Source organism: Kitasatospora sp. NPDC059088 (genome assembly GCF_042738155.1).
GTDB lineage: Bacteria > Actinomycetota > Actinomycetes > Streptomycetales > Streptomycetaceae > Kitasatospora.
The window spans coordinates 1-18,244 of the sequence record NZ_JBHYGR010000001.1; the positions used below are offsets into that span (position 1 = coordinate 1).

At 74.6% G+C, this 18,244-nt stretch carries 14 protein-coding genes and 1 pseudogene; 5 read left to right on the plus strand and 10 right to left on the minus strand.

Going from position 1 to position 18,244, the window contains the following annotated elements; all coding sequences use genetic code 11:
• Positions 1-58: 58 nt before the first annotated feature.
• From ACFWXO_RS00005 to ACFWXO_RS00020, 4 genes are all read right to left on the minus strand, one after another.
• Entirely contained in the window at positions 59-1,030 is a 972-nt protein-coding gene (locus ACFWXO_RS00005; protein WP_380520840.1) for an L-tyrosine/L-tryptophan isonitrile synthase family protein, read from the minus strand.
• A gap of 63 nt (positions 1,031-1,093) precedes the next feature.
• On the minus strand, positions 1,094-2,452 hold the full coding sequence (locus ACFWXO_RS00010; RefSeq protein ID WP_380520842.1) for a cytochrome P450: 1,359 nt from the start codon (positions 2,450-2,452) through the stop codon (positions 1,094-1,096).
• Between the two features lie 39 nt (positions 2,453-2,491).
• Complete coding sequence (locus ACFWXO_RS00015; RefSeq protein ID WP_380520844.1) at positions 2,492-3,811, minus strand: MFS transporter; 1,320 nt, start codon at positions 3,809-3,811, stop codon at positions 2,492-2,494.
• A 347-nt stretch (positions 3,812-4,158) separates the two neighbouring features.
• Positions 4,159-4,722 carry a sigma-70 family RNA polymerase sigma factor gene (locus ACFWXO_RS00020; RefSeq protein ID WP_380520846.1) on the minus strand — a complete coding sequence of 188 codons (564 nt, stop codon included), beginning with the start codon at positions 4,720-4,722 and terminating at the stop codon, positions 4,159-4,161.
• A gap of 100 nt (positions 4,723-4,822) precedes the next feature.
• Between ACFWXO_RS00020 and ACFWXO_RS00025 the strand changes: the two genes are divergently transcribed.
• Positions 4,823-5,089: a zf-HC2 domain-containing protein gene (locus tag ACFWXO_RS00025; RefSeq protein ID WP_380520848.1), complete on the plus strand. Its 267-nt coding sequence runs from the start codon at positions 4,823-4,825 to the stop codon at positions 5,087-5,089.
• A 337-nt stretch (positions 5,090-5,426) separates the two neighbouring features.
• Here ACFWXO_RS00025 and ACFWXO_RS00030 read toward each other — a convergent pair whose 3' ends face one another.
• Entirely contained in the window at positions 5,427-6,347 is a 921-nt protein-coding gene (locus ACFWXO_RS00030; protein ID WP_380520850.1) for a hypothetical protein, read from the minus strand.
• A gap of 258 nt (positions 6,348-6,605) precedes the next feature.
• Between ACFWXO_RS00030 and ACFWXO_RS00035 the strand changes: the two genes are divergently transcribed.
• Complete coding sequence (locus ACFWXO_RS00035; RefSeq protein WP_380520852.1) at positions 6,606-7,865, plus strand: cytochrome P450; 1,260 nt, start codon at positions 6,606-6,608, stop codon at positions 7,863-7,865.
• 62 nt (positions 7,866-7,927) lie between these two features.
• Here ACFWXO_RS00035 and ACFWXO_RS00040 read toward each other — a convergent pair whose 3' ends face one another.
• Positions 7,928-8,623, minus strand: a complete 696-nt coding sequence (locus ACFWXO_RS00040) for an N-acyl homoserine lactonase family protein (RefSeq protein ID WP_380520854.1) — start codon at positions 8,621-8,623, stop codon at positions 7,928-7,930.
• Positions 8,624-8,850: 227 nt separating this feature from the next.
• Between ACFWXO_RS00040 and ACFWXO_RS00045 the strand changes: the two genes are divergently transcribed.
• A complete protein-coding gene (locus ACFWXO_RS00045) occupies positions 8,851-10,389 on the plus strand; it encodes a CoA transferase (RefSeq protein WP_380520856.1) in 1,539 nt (512 codons plus the stop codon).
• Between the two features lie 97 nt (positions 10,390-10,486).
• Positions 10,487-11,125, plus strand: coding sequence for a DUF6461 domain-containing protein (locus ACFWXO_RS00050; protein WP_380520858.1), 639 nt, complete (start codon positions 10,487-10,489; stop codon positions 11,123-11,125).
• Positions 11,126-11,154: 29 nt separating this feature from the next.
• Here the strand turns inward: ACFWXO_RS00050 and ACFWXO_RS00055 are convergent, their stop codons facing one another.
• On the minus strand, positions 11,155-11,835 hold the full coding sequence (locus ACFWXO_RS00055) for an HdeD family acid-resistance protein (RefSeq protein ID WP_380520860.1): 681 nt from the start codon (positions 11,833-11,835) through the stop codon (positions 11,155-11,157).
• A gap of 72 nt (positions 11,836-11,907) precedes the next feature.
• Here ACFWXO_RS00055 and ACFWXO_RS00060 point away from each other — a divergent pair, with 72 nt between their 5' ends.
• Positions 11,908-13,788: an NAD-binding protein gene (locus ACFWXO_RS00060; RefSeq protein ID WP_380520862.1), complete on the plus strand. Its 1,881-nt coding sequence runs from the start codon at positions 11,908-11,910 to the stop codon at positions 13,786-13,788.
• Between the two features lie 149 nt (positions 13,789-13,937).
• On the opposite strand, the gene ACFWXO_RS00065 is transcribed toward ACFWXO_RS00060, so the two are convergent.
• From ACFWXO_RS00065 to ACFWXO_RS00075, 3 genes and pseudogenes are all read right to left on the minus strand, one after another.
• Positions 13,938-14,729 carry an enoyl-CoA hydratase gene (locus ACFWXO_RS00065; protein WP_380520865.1) on the minus strand — a complete coding sequence of 264 codons (792 nt, stop codon included), beginning with the start codon at positions 14,727-14,729 and terminating at the stop codon, positions 13,938-13,940.
• A 142-nt stretch (positions 14,730-14,871) separates the two neighbouring features.
• A pseudogene (locus ACFWXO_RS00070) lies at positions 14,872-17,302 on the minus strand (pyruvate dehydrogenase (acetyl-transferring), homodimeric type).
• 207 nt (positions 17,303-17,509) lie between these two features.
• A complete protein-coding gene (locus tag ACFWXO_RS00075) occupies positions 17,510-18,187 on the minus strand; it encodes a GntR family transcriptional regulator (protein WP_380520867.1) in 678 nt (225 codons plus the stop codon).
• Positions 18,188-18,244: the final 57 nt, after the last annotated feature.

Consider the following 18,244-nt stretch of genomic DNA (forward strand, 5'->3'; position numbering starts at 1 on the left):
GTGCCGCGTCGGCCGGGTCAGCACCCGCCGGGTCCGTCGTGCCGCGGCGGTCCGGGGCTCAGGGCCTGGCCGGGTAGCCCTCGTAGTGGCTCGGGCGGCCGTCGCGCAGCACCGGCCGGCCGAGCCGCGCGGCCTCCTCGTTGCGCAGCAACTCCCAGCCGCCGTCCGACCGGTGGAGCACGGCGGAGTGCCAGGGCGTCATCCAGGCGTCGGCGGCGGCGAGCAGCCGGATGCCGAACTTGGGCGCCCCGGCCGGCTGCGGATGGATCGACAGCCGCACCGCCCGAGGATGCTGCTCGGCGATCAACTCGCCCCAGGCGCGGCTGCGTTGGATCACCCCGTAGGCGCGCCGGCGGCACTCCCGCTGGAGGGCCGACCTGGTGCCGGGGAAGTTCACGGCGTCCTCGGTGAGGAAGCGGGTGATGCCCCGGTAGAGCCGCAGGGTCTCCTGCTCGGTCAGCACCTGCTCGCGCAACTCCTCGACGCTCGGCGCGTACCGCGCGTGCACCCGGGCGCGCTTCTCGTCGTACGGCAGGTCGCCGAGCACCGCCCGCAGGTCGAAGGTGTCCAGGTGGCGCAGGCTCTCGCGCTCGATCATCGCGGTCAACTCGTCGGAGTACTCGTCGATGTGGTGGTCCGGGACGTCGATCAGGTCGCCGAAGATGTGGCCGTCCGAGCAGATCAGGATCCGGGCGCCGGGCGGGTGGATCCGGGCTATCCGCCGGCAGAGCCCGTCCAGGAAGGTCAGCGACAGCCGCTCGCCCTCGTCGGGCAGGTGGCCGAGCACCTTGGCCGGGTTCGGCGACTTGCAGGGGAAGCCCGGGAGGGTGAGGACGATCGGCTCACCGGCCGCGATGAAGTCCGCCAACTGCGCCAGCTGGAAGGGGAAGTGCTCGGGCCGGGCGTCGAACTCCGGGTCGGAGGCGCGGCGGTGCGGGAGCAGCAGGCCGAGGACGCGGGCGGCGAGCTGCGCCGTCGACGGCTGACCGGGGGCGCTGGTGGCGAGGGTGGCGGTGCCGACGGGCGGCATGATGGATCTCCTCCGGGGGCGGCGGGTAGGGCTGGTCGGTGGGTGTGGCGAGGGGCGGGGGGCTCAGCGGCGCCGGTCGTAGGCGACCGGCAGCCGGTTCACCCCGCGGGCCAGGACGGCCGGGATCCAGGCGAGTTCGTCCAGGCCGTCCCCGGGCGCACCGGCCGGGCGCAGCCCGTCCAGTCGGCCGACCAAGGCGCGGACGGCGATCTGGAGCTCGGCCCGGGCCAGGGCGGCGCCCGGGCAGTAGTGGATGCCGTGGCCGAAGGCGAGGTGGGCGTTCGGCGTGCGGTCGAGGTCTAGGCGGTCGGCGTCCGGGAACTGCGCGTCGTCCCGGTTGGCGGCGCAGAGCGAGACGATCACCGAGTCGCCGGCCGGCACGGTGGTGCCGAACAGGTCGCTGTCCTCGGCGAAGAAGCGCCAGGTGGTGAGCTCGAACGCGGCGTCGTGGCGCAGCAGTTCCTCCACCGCCCGGGCCAGTCGGCCGGGTTCGTCGAGGCCGGCGCGCAGCGCGGCCAGCTGCTCGGGGTGGCGTAGCAGGGTGATCAGCATGGTGGTGATCTGGTTGGTGACCGGCTCCTGGCCGGCGACCAGCAGCTGGAACACGATCGAGTCGAGCTCCTCGCGGCTCAACTCGCCCGCGTCGTGGGCGGCGACGAGCCGGCCCAGCAGGTCCTCGGCCTCGGTCCAGCCCGGCTCCCGGCAGTCCGCGCGCTTGCGGGCGACCACCTCGGCGATGTACGTCTGCAGCCCGCGCAGCCGTGCCTCGTACGCCGGTCGGCCAGGGTCCTGCGGGCCGACCGGCTGGACCACCTTGCCCCAGTCGCGGTCGAAGCGCTCGGCCAACTCGGCGGGCAGGCCGATGACTTCGGCCAGCACCCGGAAGGGGTAGTGGGCCGCGAAGCCCGCCACCAGGTCGGCGCCGCCGGTGGCGGGCAGGCCGTCCACCAGCGAGTCGGCGAGCTCCCGCAGCCGCGGGCGCAGCGACTCCACCCGGCGCGGGGCGAAGGCGTCCAGCACCAGGCGGCGCATCACGGTGTGCTTGGGCGGGTCCTGGTGCAGCAGGTGGACCTGGAGCTGGGAGTGCTGCGGCTCCGGCATGATCGAGGCCAGCCGGCGCCAGTTCTCGTTGCCCAGGCTGTGGTTCTTGCCGAGCCGGGGGTCGTTGAGGGTCGCGTGGGCGGCCTGGTGGCCGGTGACCAGCCAGGCGTGGATGCCGCTCGGGAACTCCACCCGGTGCACCGGCCCGGCCTCGCGCATCCGGGCGTAGAGCGGGTACGGGTCGCTCTTGTAGGCCTCGCCGTACAGCGGGACGGGACTGGGGAGCCGGTCGTGCCCGTACGGGCAGCGCGGGGGTTCGGCCTCGGCCGGGGCCTGCGCCCCGGTTCCGGACGTGGTGGGCATGGGTGCGGTGTCGGTCATGGGTGTGCTTCCTCCGAGGGGGCGGATGTGTCGGGGGCCCTACGCGCGCGGGCGGCGGCCGTGCAGGGCGAGCAGCGGTACGGCGGTGGCGGCGGCCACGGTGGCCAGGGCGATGCCCGCGTGGGTGCCGGTGGTGGCGCGGTCGCCCGCCAGGGCGGCGGCGGTGGCCAGGGCCGGGCCGAGGGCGAAGCCCAGGCTGCGGGAGAGTTGGACGGCGGAGCCGGCGGTGGCGAGCTTCCCGGGCGGGGCGGCGGTCATCACCAGGGCCTGGGTCGGGCCGCCGTTGAGGCCCATGCCGGCGCCCGCGACGGCCAGCCGGACGGCGATGTCGAGGGCCGACCAGTCACCGCCCACCGGAATGAGCGAGGCCAGGCCGCAGGTGGTGACGACGGCGCCGGTGAGCGCCGTAGGCCGGGCGCCCCAGCGGTCGGCCAGCCGACCGCCGACCCGGCCGGCCAGCACCATGCCGAGCGGGAAGGCCAGCATGGTCAGCGCGGTGGCGGTGGCGCTCTCGCCCCGGGGGCCGCGCAGCTGCTGGACCAGCAGGTACTGGCAGGCCGCGAAGCCGGCGGCGAGCGCGAGCACCGAGGCGTTCACCCCGGTCGTTCGGGCGGCCCGCAGCACCTCGGCGACCGGCCGCCCGCCCGGGCGGCGCAGCCACCGCAGCACCAGGGGGACGGCGGGCAGCGCGAGCAGCAGCCACGCCGGGGCCGTGGGTGCCAGGGTGAGCCCGAGCAGCACGGCGGCCACGGCTCCGCCGATCAGGGCGGCGTCGCCGAGCGAGCCCCGGTCGGGCAGGCGGAGCCCACCGCGCCGCGGGGCGTGGCGGTGCACGATCAGTACGGCGGCCAGGCAGACCGGCAGCTTCACCAGGAAGACCGCCCGCCAGCCGAAGTGGTCCAGCAGCAGGCCGCCGACCACCGGGCCGGTGACGGCGCCGAGCGGCCCCAGCGTCGCGGGCACGCTCATCGCCCGCGCGCGCAGCTCGGGCCGGACGGAGGTCGCGGCCAGGACCGGCATCAGCACGAACAGGACGGCCCCGAAGGCACCTTGCAGCAGCCGTGCGGCTATCAGCCAACTCGCCCACGGGGCAAGGGCGGCCAGCACGCTGCAGGCCGCGAAGCAGCTGACGGCGAGCAGGAGCGCGGGCCGGGTGCCCACCTGGTCCAGCCACCGCCCGGCCGGCAACAGCAGCGCCACCAGGGGGAGTTGGTAGCCGAGCGCGGCCCACTGCGCGACCCCGGCGGAGACGTGCAGGCCGGAGGCCAGGTCGGTGAGCGCCAGGTTGACCACGTTCATGTCGAGCATCGCGACGAACGAGAGCATCCCTGCGGCCACGACCAGGCTCCACCGGTCCACCGGTTCGATCTGATAGCCCGTCAGGTCATTTGTGGCCGAGGGGCGTTGCGCTCGCATGAAGGTCCTCCGTTCCCCGCTGCCGTACCGGCACCGCCTCGGCGGCGGCGTCCGGTACAGCAGTCGGAGGCGGGCGGGCTCCAGTTCCGAACACTTGGGGGATTTTTCGGCGGAGGCCGTCGCGGCGTCGGCGGCGAACAGATGACAGCAGACGGATAACAGATGACAGAGTTCGAAATCTGTCATCTGTTATCCGTTATCTGTTCGCTGTCATCTGTTCGCCGTCGGTCGTCGGTCGTCGGCCGCCGACTGTTGGATGTCAGCCGTCAGCCGTCGGCTGCGCCCGCCCCTCAGCAGGCCGCCGCGAGTTCCCCGGCCTCGGCGGCCCGCAGGCGCGCGACCAGTTCCTCCCGTGCCCGGGCGACCCGGGAGCGGACGGTGCCGATCGGGCAGCCGGCGACCTCGGCCGCCTCCGCGTAGCTCAGGCCGACCACCTGGGTCAGGACGAAGGCCTCCCGTCGCTGGGCGGGTACCCGTTCGAGCAGGTCCCCGAGGGCGATCCCGTCCTCGAACCCGGCCGTCGGGGTGCCGCCCTGCCGTTCCGCCGCCTCCTGCCAGTCCGGCAGCGCCGCGCAGCGCGGCCGGGCGGCGGCCATCCGGTACCGGTCGATGACCGTGCGCCGGGCGATCGACAGCAGCCAGGTGCGGGCCGAGGAGCGACCGGCGAAGGCGGGCAGGCCGCGCAGGGCCCGTAGGAAGGTCTCCTGGGCGAGGTCGTCGGCGGACTGCACGTCGGTCAGGTGGGCGACGAAGCGCCAGACGTCCCGCTGGGTCGCCCGGACGAAGGCCTCGACGTCCGCCGCCCGGCCCGAGCGGGCGGTCAGCGCGAGTGCGGTGAGCTGGTCGTCATCCACGGCGGCCCCCGATCCGGCCCGCGCTGCCCCGGTCCGCGTGGGCCTGGCCCGCGCTGCCCCGGCCGGTACCGCCCTGGCCGCCGTGCGGGACGATGGTCATATGAGATGCGCGCAGTTCCGTACCGCTCTGTCCGCCCGGCTCGACGGCGAACCGAGCGGCCTGCCCGGCACCCGGCTGGACAAGCACCTGGCGCGCTGCGCCGGCTGCCGCGACTGGCTGGACCGGGCCGAGCGACTGCGCGCCCAGGTGCGGGCGGCCGCCGACGACGGCCCGGCGCCCGAGTGGGCGGCCGGGCTGTCCGCCCGGCTGGGGCTGGAGGGCCCGGTCGGCCCCGCGCCGGAGGCGCCGCAGGCCGCGGAACGGTAGGACGGTGGCGCCGGTGCGAACCGGTGCGCCGTCGAAGTGAGGCATGGGAAGGTCCCGAGGGGAAGGCAGGGAGCGGCGCCGCGCACAGCGGCACCGCAGGCGTCCATGGGCCGGCCGCGCGGCGCTGCGCACCTCCCGCGGAGGTGTCGGCGGTCGCGGATCCGGGCCCGGGCCCCGATGGCACCCACGGCGCGGGAGGCGACGACACGGGACGTGACGGCGCAAGGGCGCGGTGGAGCGGCAGGGCGACCTGCCCGACGGCGGGGTCCCGGAAGTTCCGGCAGCGGGGCCGGTCACCGACCGGTCATCGGCCGGATGGGGGAGCGCGTCGGGCGCGTCAGCAGGCGAGGGCGAACGCCGGTGGGCCGCGCCGGACGACGGCATGCGTGAGCAGTACCGACCGGGCCAGGCCGTCCGGCCGTTCGACGGGCCGGGGGACGACCGGCGGCCGGTACCCGAAGGGGCGGGCGAACAGCGTCAGCAGCGGAAGCGGCAGCGCCCCGGCGACGACCGCCCCGAGGGCGGCGAGCAGCTCGAAGACCCGGACCAGCGCGGCGTCACCGCGCCAGAGCAGCAGTGCGCAGGCCAGCGCCGCCAGGACGTGGGCGAGTGCCATCCCGGGCGACATGCCGTGCGCCATGTCGTGGCCCATCCCGTGACTCATCCCGTGGGCCGGGCCCGTCGGCAGTGCGTGCGACATCCCCGGCATGTCCGGCATCCCGGACATGCCCATGTCCATGGACGCCCCGTCGGCCATCCCGCCCCCGCTCCCGCCCCCGCTCCCGGGAGCGACCCCGGTCCCCGCCGTCGCCCCGTGGTGCATGCCCGCCATCGGCCGCAGGCTGCCCGCGGCCGGGGGGATGTCCGGGTCGATGCCCGCCATCCGGGCCAGCTCGGCGGGCGAGAGCCCGCCGGCCGTCCGGTCCGGGTTGCAGAGCAGCAGGGCGGCCCAGTCCGTGGCGGCGAGCCGGCCCAGGCCCCCGCCCCCGCGGCCGAGCGTCGCGGCGTGTTCGAAGAGCAGGTGCAGGGCGGCCTGCGCCGAGACCATCCAGGCGCTGATGACCCCGAGCCCGCGCCGCTTCCCGGCCAGCAGCCAGGTCAGTCCGAGGACCGCCCCGAACGCGCCGAGCAGGACCGGAGCCGAGACCCCGGCCCCGGCCATGGCGACGTGCGCCGCGGCGGCCATCGCCACGCACAGCGCGGCGAAGACCGCGGCGCGCAGCAGGCGGATCCGGTCGGTCATCACGATGGCACTCATCGTCGCACCCGCCACGCCCCGCCCGTGCCGCACCCTCCGGTGATGGCCGGTTCCGGCCCGTGAGACCATGCCCGGCCCGTCGGGTCGACCGGCCACCGGCCTCTAACACCACCCCGCACCACGGTCCAACCGGCTTGACACGCGCACCCTCCACTCACTAAATGTGCACACTCCGGCACGGAACGTGTGCGCCGGAACGAACCCTGACCGAACCGGCACGAGTCGGCGCGAACCCGACCGGAAGCAGGAGGCACGGCCATGGACACCCCGACGGAGGTCTCCGCCCCGGCGGCAGGCACCCCCGACCTCACCGACCCCCGCTTCTGGCAGCTGCCCGCCCCCGCCCGCGCCGCCGCCTTCGCCGAGCTTCGCCGCCGCCCCGCCCCCGTCTACTTCGGCGACCGCGCCACCGGCCGGGGCTTCCACGCCCTGGTCCGGCACGCCGACGTGGTCGAGGCGAGCCGCAACCCCGCCGTCTTCCGCTCCGCCCCCGGGGTGACCACCCCCGAACCGGCCCGCTGGGTCCGGCTGCTGTTCGGCGACTCGATGGTCAACCTCGACGACCCCCGGCACGCCCAGCTGCGCCGGATCGTCTCCCGGGCCTTCACCCCGCGGCTGCTCGGCCGGGTCGAGGAGGACATCCGGCACGTCTGCACCGCCCTGGTCGACGCGGTCGAGCGCGACCGGCCCGAGGACTTCGTCCGCCCGGTGGCCGCCCAGCTCCCGTTCCAGGTGATCTGCACCATGATGGGCATCCCCGAACAGCCCCGGCGCACCATCCTCGACCTGGTCGACCGCAACTCCGCGGACGTCGGCGTGGCCCGGCCGCTGCGCCGACGGCTCCGGGTGCCCGGGCGAGGCCTGGCGGCGCTCGCCCGGATGCAGGGCATCGTGGCCGCGGTCGGCCGCGAGCGCCGACGCCGTCCCGCCGAGGACCTGATCTCCGCGCTGGTCGCCGCCGACGTGGACGGCCGCCGGCTCACCGGCCGCGAGCTGGGCGCCTTCTTCTCGCTGCTGCTGGTCGCCGGGATCGAGACCACCCGCAACGCGCTCGCCCACGGGCTGCACCTGCTGACCGTCCACCCCGAACAGCGCGCGCTGCTGCTCGCCGACCTGGACGGCCGGCTCCCCGGGGCGGTGGACGAGATGGTCCGCCACGCCACCCCGATCGTCCAGTTCCGCCGGACCGTCGCCGTCGACCACGAGCTCGGCGGCCCCGGCGGCCCGCTGCTGCGGGCGGGGGAGAAGGTCACGCTGTACTACGGCTCGGCGAACCGGGACGAGGCGGTCTTCCCCGATCCGGAGGCCTTCGACATCACCCGCACCCCCAACCCCCACCTCGGGTACGGCGGCGGCGGGCCGCACTACTGCCTGGGCGCGCACCTGGCCCGGCAGGAGATGACGGCGCTGTTCCGCGAGCTGTTCACCCGGCTGCCCGGGGCGCGGTCGGTCGGCGAACCGGTGCTCGTCCCGTCCAGCTTCGACCACCGGGTCCGCTCACTGGGCTTCACCTTCTGAACCCGCACCGCTCGGCTTCCGGACCAGCACGGCTCGGCCGGACCCGCACGGCTCGGCGTCGGCTAGACCGACAGCTCCCACACCGCGTGGTCGTGCGCGAACATCGCGTGGCACGGCCGGTGCTCCGCGACCCGGTCCAGCCAGGCCCGGTAGCCGGGCAGCGGCGCCGCCACCCCGTCGCGCGCGGCCTGCCGGGCCAGCACCGCCTGTCCGTACTCGGAGGCGAAGTCGTACGCCTGCCCGGCCAGCAGCACCCTGGAACCGTCCATGCGCTCGACCAGCAGCGACTGGTGCCCCGCGGTGTGGCCGGGCGTGGGCAGCACCCGGACGCCGGGCCAGAGTTCGGTCTCGCCGTCGAGCTCCTGGTGGACGGCGCCGGGGAAGTCGACCAGGGCGTCGATGGTGTAGCCGCCGCGCCGGGCGGTGGCCAGTTCCCCGGCCTGGACGAGGACCGGTGTCCCGGCGAACAGCGGATTGCCGCCGCAGTGGTCGAAGTGCAGGTGGCAGTTGACCACCAGGTCGATGTCCGAGACCGCGACGCCGGCGGCCGCGAGCGCCTCCGGCAGCGGACGGCGGGACGGGCGGTAGTGCGCCTCGGTCTCCGGCGAGCCCGCGCCGATCCCGGTGTCGAACAGCAGCAGCGACCCCGGGCCGCGGACGAGGTACGCGAGCACCGGCTCCACCCGCGGTTCGGGGCCGCCCACCTCGGCGGCCGGCCGGACTATGTGGCCCAGGTCCAGACGGCGGATCGTGTGCATGCGTCCCCCTTTTCGCTCAGCCCCCGTGTGCCGGCCGTGGCGGCCGCCGTTCGCACCCTACCCGGCGTCCGGAAGCCGCCGGCCGGACTTCGGCTGCTCGTCCGTCAGGGCTGCTCCGGCGGGCAGGAATGCGGGGCGGAGTGGGCGGCGTGGGCGGAGCGGGCGGTCGGCAGGCGCGGTGGCGTGCGTCACGGCGGGCGGTCCGGATGCGGAGCACAATGCGCGGCATGACCGATCGTCCGACACCGCCCGAGTCCGCGCCCGAGTCCGCGCTTGAGTCCGCGTCCGAGTCTGCGTCTGCACCCGGGGCCCGGCCCGAGTCCCGGCCCGAGTCCCGGCCCGAGTCCCGGCCTGAGTCCCGGTCCGCGGGCGGCCCCGCCGCCGACCGTCCCACCGCGGAGGTCTGGGCCGCCCTCGGCGGGTCGGCCGGGCTCCTCGACCGGGTGGCCTTCCACGGCCCGCAGGGCGGCCTGCCCTCGGGCCTGCCGGTGAGCCGGTTCGCCCGGGCCACGGTGGCCGCCTGCTCGCTGGCCGCCGCCGAACTCGCCGCGCTCCGCAGCGGCGGGCCCGTCCCCGCGGTCCGGGTGGACGAGGGGGCGGTCGCCACCTCCTTCGTCAGTGAGCGCAACCTGGAGATCGACGGCCGCAAGCCGGTCGGCTTCGCCCCGCTCTCCGGCTTCTGGCGCACCGCCGACGGCTGGATCCGCACCCACGCCAACTACCCGCACCACCGGGACCGGCTGCTCGCCGTCCTCGGACTCGCCCCCGGCGCCGGGCCCGAGCAACTCGCCGAGGCGCTCGGCAAACTGCCCGGCGAGCAGGTGCAGGAGCGCGCGTACGCGGCCGGGGCGCTCGCCGTGGCGGTCGCGCCGGTGAGCACGGCCGCGCACCCCCTGGTGGAGTGCCGGGAGATCGGCGCCGCGCCCGTGCGCCCGCTCGCCGCGGCCCCGGTGGACCGCCCCGCCGCCGGGATCCGCGTCCTCGACCTCAGCCGGGTGATCTCCGGACCGGTCGCCACCCGCACCCTCGCCCTGCTCGGCGCCGACGTGCTGCGGATCGACTCGCCCCGGCTGCCCGAGGCCGAGGACGCCCACACCGACACCGGCTTCGGCAAGCGCTCCACCCGCCTCGACCTCGCCGACCCGGCCGACCGCGCCACCTTCGAGGGCCTGCTCGACACCGCCGACGTCGTCGTCAACGCCTACCGGCCCGGCTCCCTCGACGCCCACGGCCTCGCCCCCGAGGCGCTGTTCGCCCGTCGGCCCGACCTGGTCCTCGCCCGGATCAGCGCCTGGGGCTGGACCGGCCCGTGGGCCGGACGCCGCGGCTTCGACAGCCTGGTCCAGGCCGGTGTCGGGATCGCCGCCCACGAGGCAGGGCCCGACGGCCGGCCCGGGGTGCTGCCCGCCCAGGCACTCGACCACGGCACCGGCTACCTCCTCGCCGCCGCCGTCCTGCGCGCCCTCACCGAGCAGCGCACCCACCGCCCCGGCGGCCGCCACCTGCGCTTCTCCTTCGTCGGCTCGGCCTCCTGGCTGATGCACGGCATCCCGGCCGGGCCGGCCGAACCGGTTGACCAGGGCGGCCCGGCCGGACCGGGGCTGCCGGGCACCGAGCCGTACGACCCGGCGCGCTGGCTCACCGAGACCGACTCGGCGTACGGGCGGCTGCGGTACGCCCTGCCGCCGATCGGCTACGCCGGCGCCCCCACGGACTGGGCCCGCCCGCCCGGGCGCTGGGGGACGGACGCGCCGGTCTGGCGCTGAGCGGGGTCGGGCCGGGGCATGGGCGGGGCCGGGGCGTGGACGGGGGCGGGGTGGGGGCGGGGTGGGCGGTGTCGGTGAGGTCTGACAGCATCACCGCATGACCGCCCCGCACGCCACCGACTTCACCTGGTTCGACCAGCGCTACCCCGTCCTGGGCGAGGCCTACTGCCTCACCCACGTCCAGGCGGTGACCGGTGAGGAACTGCTGCCCCGCTTCGACGCCCTGATCGGCCGGGAGGTGACCGGGCTGAACGCGGTCGTCGCCGCCTGGGAGACCTTCGACGACGGCGAGGACGCGGAAGCCGAGGAACTCTTCGACCTGGACGAGGACCGGCTGCTCGTCGCCGTCACCGAGCTCGACGGCTGGGCCCTCGCGATCGAACCGTACGGATACCTCGGCAGCCTGCCCGAGGTCATCTCCCGGCTCACCGAGGGCACCCGGCTGGTCTCGCACTTCCGCAACGCCAACGCGGTGGACCACTTCAACTGGTGGGAACGCGCCGCCTGCCGCCTGCAGTTCGAGCCGCTCTTCGCGGACCAGCGGCACGGCGCCGACGCCGACGCCCCGGGCATCCCCGAACTGCTCACGGCCTGCGGCTTCCGGCTGGACGGGGAGCGCGGCGCGCTGCACACCGAGGCCGCGTTCGCGCTCGCCGAGCGGCTCACCGACGTGCGGCTCACCCCGGAACGGCTGGAGGCCGCCACCTTCCGCCTCGGCTACGCGCGCCGACCGTAAGGCCGCGGCCTCCCCGCGGTGGCGGTGGGTCAGACCCCGGAGGGGATCCGCTTGGCCCGACCGCGCACCTGGACGGCGGTCGCGATCTCGACCAGGCCCAGGATCACCAGCCAGCACCCGGCCAGCACGGTCAGCGCGGCGATCGAGCCGACCGGCCAGACCATCAGCAGCACGCCGGCCAGGGTGTTGGCCGCGCCCGCGAAGGCCTGCCAGCCGCGGGCGGGCATCAACGGGTCGGAGATCGCGGCGGCGAGCTGGGTGATGCCGCGGAACAGCCAGCCGATCCCGATCCAGAGGGCGAGCAGCAGCAGCGACTGGACCGCGCTGCGGAAGCAGAGCAGCCCGAGCAGCACGCAGATCGCGCCGCTGATGAAGGCCAGCACCCGCAGGGCGGTGGTGGCGTGGGTGCCGAACGCGGCGACCAGCTGGACGACGCCGATGACCAGCAGGTAGAGGCCGAACAGCACGCCCACCACCAGCAGCGTCTCCCGTGGCCAGGCGAAGACGACGATCCCCAGCGCGAGCGAGGCCACTCCCGCGGCCAGCAGCACCTGCCAGGCGGCCTTGGCGAGCAGGCCGAGCGGGCCCTGGACCGGGGTTCCGTCGGGGGTGATGATGGGAGGGGCCACGGCGGCGTACTCCTCGTGGTCGGGGGCGGAGAACGAACCCCAGCCTCCGCGCACCGTCACCGGACCGCCCGTCAGGTACATCCGTTCGAGTGATCCCCCTCGGTCTCCGGATTGACACCCTCCGGTCACCTGCCGTCGATACCATCCGTCGGTATGACTTCTGAAGGGTGGGGGACCCCTCCGGTCGAGCCGATCAGCCAGCACTACATCGTGTGCGGGGGCAATGCCCTGGCGCACCGGCTGGTCCTGGAACTCGTCGAGCACTACGAAGTCCCGGTCGTCGTCCTGGTCACCGACCGCACCCGGGACCACGCACCGCGGATCGAAGAGATCACCGGCGTCGCCGCCGTCGTCGAATACCCGAACATCACCGAGGAAGCACTGCGCGCGGTCTCCGTCGACACCGCCCGCGGCCTGGCCCTGGTCGAGGGGAGCGACCAGGAGAACATCCACGCCGCGCTCAGCGCCCAGGGCCACAACCCGAACATCCGGATCGTCTTCCGGATGTTCAACCAGCGCCTCGGCGAGAACATCGAACGGCTGCTCAGGAACGGCGCTGCGCTCTCCGGCTCCGCCACCGCCGCCCCGGCCTTCGCCGCGGCGGCGCTCGGCCGGCCCAACTCGGTCGAGATCGGCGGCCGTTACCTGCACATCGCGTTCGACGACGCCATCACCCCGGACCGGATCTGCGTGGTCGCCGACCAGATCGACCGGCAGGACCTCAGCAGGATCCGCCTGCTGCCGGAACAGGAGGGCGACTCGGCCGAGTTCGTCCGGCTCGCCTCCGAGTTCGGCGGCGACGGGCCGGTCCGGCCCGGCGGGGTCCGCCGCGAGGCGGCGCAGGGGCCTGAGCCCGAGCCGGTGCCCGAGCCTGTGCCGGGGCCTGGCCTTGAGTCGGAGCCCGAGCCGGAGCCCGAGCCCGAGGAGTCGCCGGGTGGGATCGCCGCCCTCCAGGCGCTGCGGATGGAGCCCGGGGAGCCGATCACCTGGGCGCGGCGGCTGCGCTGGCGGGTGCTCGACACCATGCGCTTCTTCACCAGCGCCCGGATGCGGCTGGTGCTGCTCACCGCGCTCGCTGCCGTGCTGCTGGCGTTCAGCGTGCTCTGGTACCTCAGCCGGGACTTCGGCTGGACGGTCTACATCTCCCTGCTCGACCTGGCCGGCGCCGCCCAGCCCGACCAGCAGGCCGACATCGCCGCCGGGACGGGTACGGGCGGGGCCTGGCAGCGGGTCGCCCAGGTGGTGATCACCCTCTGCGGGATCACCTTCGCACCGGTCGCCACCGCCATCGTCGTCGAGGTGCTCGGCTCCGGACGGCGCGGACTTCCGCGCAACCCGAGCGCCGGCACCCGGGACCACGTGATCGTCGTCGGGCTCGGCAACGTCGGCACCCGGGTCGCGACCCAGCTGCACGAGATGGGGGTGCCGGTGGTCTGCATGGAGCGCGACCCGCAGGCCCGCGGCATCGCCGCCGCCCGGGCGCTCGGCATCCCGGTCGTCCTGGGCGACGGGCCGTTCGAGGAGCAGCTGCGCCGGGCCCGGTTGAAGCACAGCCGGGCGGTGGTCGCGGTCAGCGGGGACGACGCCACCAACCTGGAGGCGGCGTTGGAGGCGCGCCACGGCAATCCCGAGGTCCGGGTGGTGGTCCGGCTCTTCGACGACAACTTCGCCGGCCACTTCTACAAGACGCTGGACAACGCGGCCTCCCGTTCGGTCTCCTACCTGGCGGCGCCCGCCTTCGCCGCCGCGCTGATGGGCAGTGAGGTGCGCGGGACGCTCTCGGTCTTCCGGCACGCGCTGCTGATCGCCGAGCTGACGGTGGAGGACGGCAGCGGACTGATCGGCCTGAACCGGCACGACCTGGAGGACCCGGGCGGCGTCCGGGTCATCGCGGTCCGCTTCGCCCGCAGCAACCAGCTGCACTGGGGCTTCGCCGACCGCACCCGGCGACTGACCCCGGGCGACCGCATCGTGGTCGCCGCCACCCGCAGTGGGCTGGCGCGGCTGAACACGGTGCTGGTGGAGGAGGGTTGACGGCGAACAACTGACAACAAACAGATGACAGCGAACAGATTTCAGATGATGAAATCTGTTCGCTGTCATCTGTTGTCTGTTATCTGTTCGCCGCCACCCGCCACCCGTCACCGGTCACCCGTGGCCGGTCGTCGACCGCCTGTCGGCCGTCAGCGGTGCTCGAACTTCGGCGCCCGCTTCTCGGCGAAGGCAGCCATGCCCTCCTTCTGGTCCGCCGTGGCGAACACCGAGTGGAACAGGCGGCGTTCGAAGCGGACGCCCTCGGCGAGCGTCGTCTCGAAGGAGCGGTTGACGCTCTCCTTGAGCATGACCGCGGCCGGGGTGGACATCGCCGCGACGGTCCCGGCGGTGGCCAGCGCCTCGGTGAGCAGCTGGTCGGCCGGGACGATCCGGGCGACCAGGCCGGCCCGCTCGGCCTCCTCGGCGCCCATCATCCGGCCGGTGAGGCACAGGTCCATCGCCTTGGCCTTGCCAATGGCGCGGGTGAGGCGCTGCGAGCCGCCGATGCCCGGGAGGACGCCGAGCTTGATCTCCGGCTGGCCGAACTTCGCGGTGTCCGCGGCCAGCAGGATGTCGCACATCATCGCCAGCTCGCAGCCGCCGCCCAGCGCGAACCCGGCGACCGCCGCGACGACGGGCTTGCGCAGCGCGCCGAAGCGGTCCCACGGGCCCAGCCAGTCGTCGAGGTAGACGTCCGGGAACCGGTTGCCCTGCATCTCCTTGATGTCGGCGCCGGCCGCGAAGGCCTTCTCCGAGCCGGTGATCACCAGACAGCCGATCTCCGGGTCCCGGTCGAACGCGGTGGCCGCCGCCACGACCTCGTTCATCAGCTGGGTGTTCAGCGCGTTCAGCGCCTTCGGCCGGTTGAGCGTGATCAGCCCGACCCGGCCCTTGCGCTCGACCAGGATCGTCTCGTAGGTCTCGGTCCCGCTCTCGGTCATCGCCGCACTTCCCATCCGCTGCTCGGCCATTCCACTGCTCGCCGCCCTAGGGGCGCGCCCTGACCACCCAACGATCTACGACGCGCCCCGTCGCGCGCCAGTCCCGGCATGCGAGACGCCGGTCACCAGCGCGGCGGGGGGTTCAGAACCGGACGCCGTACCGTTCCGCGGCCTGCCGTACGGTCTCGGCCTTGACCCCGCCCCGGCGGGCCAGTGCGGCCAGCGCGGCGACCGTGACCGACTCGGCGTCCACCCCGAAGTGCCGCCGGGTGGCCGCCCGGCTGTCCGAGAGGCCGAAGCCGTCGGTGCCCAGGGAGGTCCAGTCCTGCTCGACCCAGGGGCGGATCTGGTCCGGCACCGCGCGCATCCAGTCGCTGACCGCCAGCACCGGGCCGGGTGCCCCGGCCAGCGCCCGGGTGACGTACGGGACGCGGTCCGCCGCGCCGGTGCCGGCCGCGGCCCGGGCCAGGTTGGCGGCGTCGCAGTCGAGCGCCTCCCGGCGCAGCTCGGTCCAGGACGGTGCGGACCAGACGTCGGCCGCCACGCCCCACTCCTCGCCGAGCAGCCGCTGTGCGGCGAGTGCCCAGTGCACGGCGGTGCCGGAGGCGAGGAGTTGGAGCGTCGGTGCGTCGGTGGGCAGGTGGTCGGCGTCGGCCGCGCGGTACCGGTAGAGCCCGCGCAGGATGCCGTCGACCACTCCCTCCCCGGCCACTCCCTCCCCGGCCGCCGGGCCGTCCGGGAGCGCGGGCTGGGGCAGTGGCTCGTTGTAGACGGTCAGGTAGTAGAACACGTCCTCGCCGTCCGGGTGTTGCTCGCTGCGGCCGTACATCCGGCGCAGTCCCTCGCGGACGATCACGGCGACCTCGTAGCCGAAGGCCGGGTCGTAGGATAGTGCGGCCGGGTTGGTGGAGGCGATCAACGGGGATTGGCCGTCGGCGTGTTGCAGGCCTTCGCCGGTCATGGTGGTGCGCCCGGCGGTGGCGCCGATCAGGATTAGAACGGGACGACCGGCTCGCCGTGGGTGGCGTACGAGGTCGCGGCGGCGGTCAGCGAGGCCATCGAACCGGCCTCGGTGATGCCCTCGTTGAGGATCTGGCCGCTCACCGACTCCTTGTAGTGGAGGAGTTGGTCGCGGTCGACGGGGTCGTAGGTCCGGCCGAGCGGGGAGTAGATCCCGGCGGTCGGGAAAAGCGACTCCATGCCGAAGGTGCGCGCCTCGTCCGGGACGATCGGCACCCAGCGGTGGCCGGTGGCCCTGTCCCGGACGAGGTCCTTGACCAGTCGGACGAAGGCCATGGTGGTGGCGATCTCCTGCGTGCCGGATCCCTTGAACAGTGTCTCGAAGGGCTTGGCGGGCAGTTCGGGCAGCGGGGTGAAGCGCACCCGGCGGGCCGGGGCGGGGCCCCCGAGCGCGGCGCGCCGTTCACGCAGGTAGCGGACCTCGGGCGAGTCCGGGCCCGGGTGCGCGTACGGGACCAGCTCGGCGTCCAGGGCGCTGTCGGGGATGGGGAGTTCGAGCAGGTCGCGCATGGCGCGGAACTGCGCCCCGGAGAGCTTCTTCATCTGGTGGTTGGCGTTGCGGGCCTCGAAGCCGGGGCCGAGGGTCCAGCCCTTGACGGTCTGCACCAGCACCACGGTGGGGGCGCCCCGGTGCTCCAGGGCGGCCCGGTAGGCGGCGTACACCTTGCGGGGCTCGTGGCCGCCGCGGGAGGTGGCGACGATCTCGGCGAGCCGTCGGTCGTCCAAGGAGTCGGCGAGGGAGCGCAGTTGTGGGTCGGCGTGGAAGAGGTGCGCGCGGATGTAGCGGGCGTCGGAGGCGGCGTAGGTCTGGAACTGCCCGTCCGGTACCTCGCCCAGCCGGCGGACCAGGGCGCCGCCGGTGTCGCGGGCCAGCAGCTCGTCCCAGGCCTCGCCCCACAGCGACTTGACCACGTTCCACCCGGCCGCGCGGAACTGGCGCTCCAGCTCCTGCACGATCTTCCCGTTGCCGCGGACCGGGCCGTCCAGGCGTTGGAGGTTGCAGTTGACCACGAAGGTGAGGTTGTCCAGGCCCTCGCGTGCCGCCAGGGCGAGGGCGGCGGTGGACTCCGGCTCGTCCATCTCGCCGTCGCCGAGGAAGGCCCACACGTGCGAGCCGGAGGTGTCCTTGATCCCGCGCGCGGTCAAGTACCGGTTGAAACGGGCCTGGTGGATCGCGGAGAGCGGGCCGAGCCCCATCGAGACGGTGGGGAACTCCCAGAACCAGGGCAGTCGGCGCGGGTGCGGGTAGGAGGGCAGTCCGTCGCCGCCGGTCTCCTGGCGGAAGCGTTCCAGCGGTTCCAGGCGGTGATCCGCCGCTCCATCTCCTCGTCGCCGGGGAACTCGGGTTCGGCGGCGGTGGGGATGGTGTTGACGTACGGAGTGTCCAGGAGCGGGGGGACGTCGAGGCGGCGCAGTTGGGCGTGTTCGACGAGGCGGCGCAGCAGGTGGGCGGCGCGGTGGGGCCCGCCGAAGTCGCGGGCGGCGTCGAGCGAGTCGCGCCACTCCGCGAGCTCCTCGGGGTCCTGGTCGTGAAGCTGGTCGAGCTGGGACACGGGTGGTTCCCCTTTACCGGTTGCCTCAGGGCACTTATTCCGTGATGCGGAATAGTGTTTCTCCTAATGGAACTCACTGTGGACGGTAGGGAGTGGCGGGGCGGTGCGTCAACCGCTACCGGCGAGTAGTCTGCTCGATGATCGATCATCCCTGTGCGAACAATGAGAGGGCGGGGAGACGCCGAGCGGGGGCGTCGAAGCCGGTGCTCAGTGGGAGCGGTCGGCGTACTCCAGGACGTGCTCCGCGAGCAGCCGCCCGACCTCCGGGTCCTGCCGCCGGAAGGCCTCGATCAGCGGGAGGTGGTCGGCGGCGTTCTCGTGCAGCTCGGGCCGGACCCGGTGCAGCGACAGCACCGTCCAGACCTCCACGCCCAGGCCCTCCCAGGTCCGCAGCAGCGTCCCGTTGCCCGAGGCGGCGACGATCTCGCGGTGGAAGGCCACCCCGTGCCGGGCCTGCCCGAGGGTGTCACCGGCCGCCGCGGCGCTCGCCATCCGTTCGGCGTGCCCCTCCAGTGCGGTGGTGTCACCGGCCAGCCGGACGACCGCGGCCTCGGCGGCCGGGCGTTCCAGTGCCGCCCGTACCAGGTAGACCTCGCGCAGTTCCGCCGGGCCGATCTCGCGCACCCGGACGCCCCGATTGGGCTCCGCGTCGAGCAGCCCGAGGGTCTGCAGCGAGCGCAGCGCCTCGCGCACCGGCGCCTGGCTGACGTTCAACTCGGCGGCCAGGCGCCGTTCGACGATCCGGTCACCGGGCTGCCAGCGACCGCCGAGCAGGCCCTCCAGCAGCAGCCCGCGCACCTGCTCGCCGAGCGGGACCCGGGACAGCGGGTCGGCGCCCCCGTCCGGCGTCGGCGTGGGCGCCCGCGTCGGCAGCGGATGGGTCATGGCGTTCTCCAGGCGTTCCGGGGAGCAGGAGTTCCGGCGGGGAAGGTGTTCCGGCGG

Excerpts from the sequence above, each read along its gene's own strand:
- ACFWXO_RS00065 (WP_380520865.1), bottom strand. The coding sequence starts at position 14,729 with ATGACCGAGAGCGGGACCGAGACCTACGAGACGATCCTGGTCGAGCGC.
- ACFWXO_RS00055 (WP_380520860.1), bottom strand. The coding sequence starts at position 11,835 with ATGTACCTGACGGGCGGTCCGGTGACGGTGCGCGGAGGCTGGGGTTCG.
- ACFWXO_RS00075 (WP_380520867.1), bottom strand. The coding sequence starts at position 18,187 with ATGACCCATCCGCTGCCGACGCGGGCGCCCACGCCGACGCCGGACGGG.
- ACFWXO_RS00050 (WP_380520858.1), top strand. The coding sequence starts at position 10,487 with ATGACCGCCCCGCACGCCACCGACTTCACCTGGTTCGACCAGCGCTAC.
- ACFWXO_RS00035 (WP_380520852.1), top strand. The coding sequence starts at position 6,606 with ATGGACACCCCGACGGAGGTCTCCGCCCCGGCGGCAGGCACCCCCGAC.
- ACFWXO_RS00005 (WP_380520840.1), bottom strand. The coding sequence starts at position 1,030 with ATGCCGCCCGTCGGCACCGCCACCCTCGCCACCAGCGCCCCCGGTCAG.
- ACFWXO_RS00025 (WP_380520848.1), top strand. The coding sequence starts at position 4,823 with ATGAGATGCGCGCAGTTCCGTACCGCTCTGTCCGCCCGGCTCGACGGC.
- ACFWXO_RS00045 (WP_380520856.1), top strand. The coding sequence starts at position 8,851 with ATGACCGATCGTCCGACACCGCCCGAGTCCGCGCCCGAGTCCGCGCTT.
- ACFWXO_RS00040 (WP_380520854.1), bottom strand. The coding sequence starts at position 8,623 with ATGCACACGATCCGCCGTCTGGACCTGGGCCACATAGTCCGGCCGGCC.
- ACFWXO_RS00030 (WP_380520850.1), bottom strand. The coding sequence starts at position 6,347 with ATGAGTGCCATCGTGATGACCGACCGGATCCGCCTGCTGCGCGCCGCG.
- ACFWXO_RS00060 (WP_380520862.1), top strand. The coding sequence starts at position 11,908 with ATGACTTCTGAAGGGTGGGGGACCCCTCCGGTCGAGCCGATCAGCCAG.
- ACFWXO_RS00010 (WP_380520842.1), bottom strand. The coding sequence starts at position 2,452 with ATGACCGACACCGCACCCATGCCCACCACGTCCGGAACCGGGGCGCAG.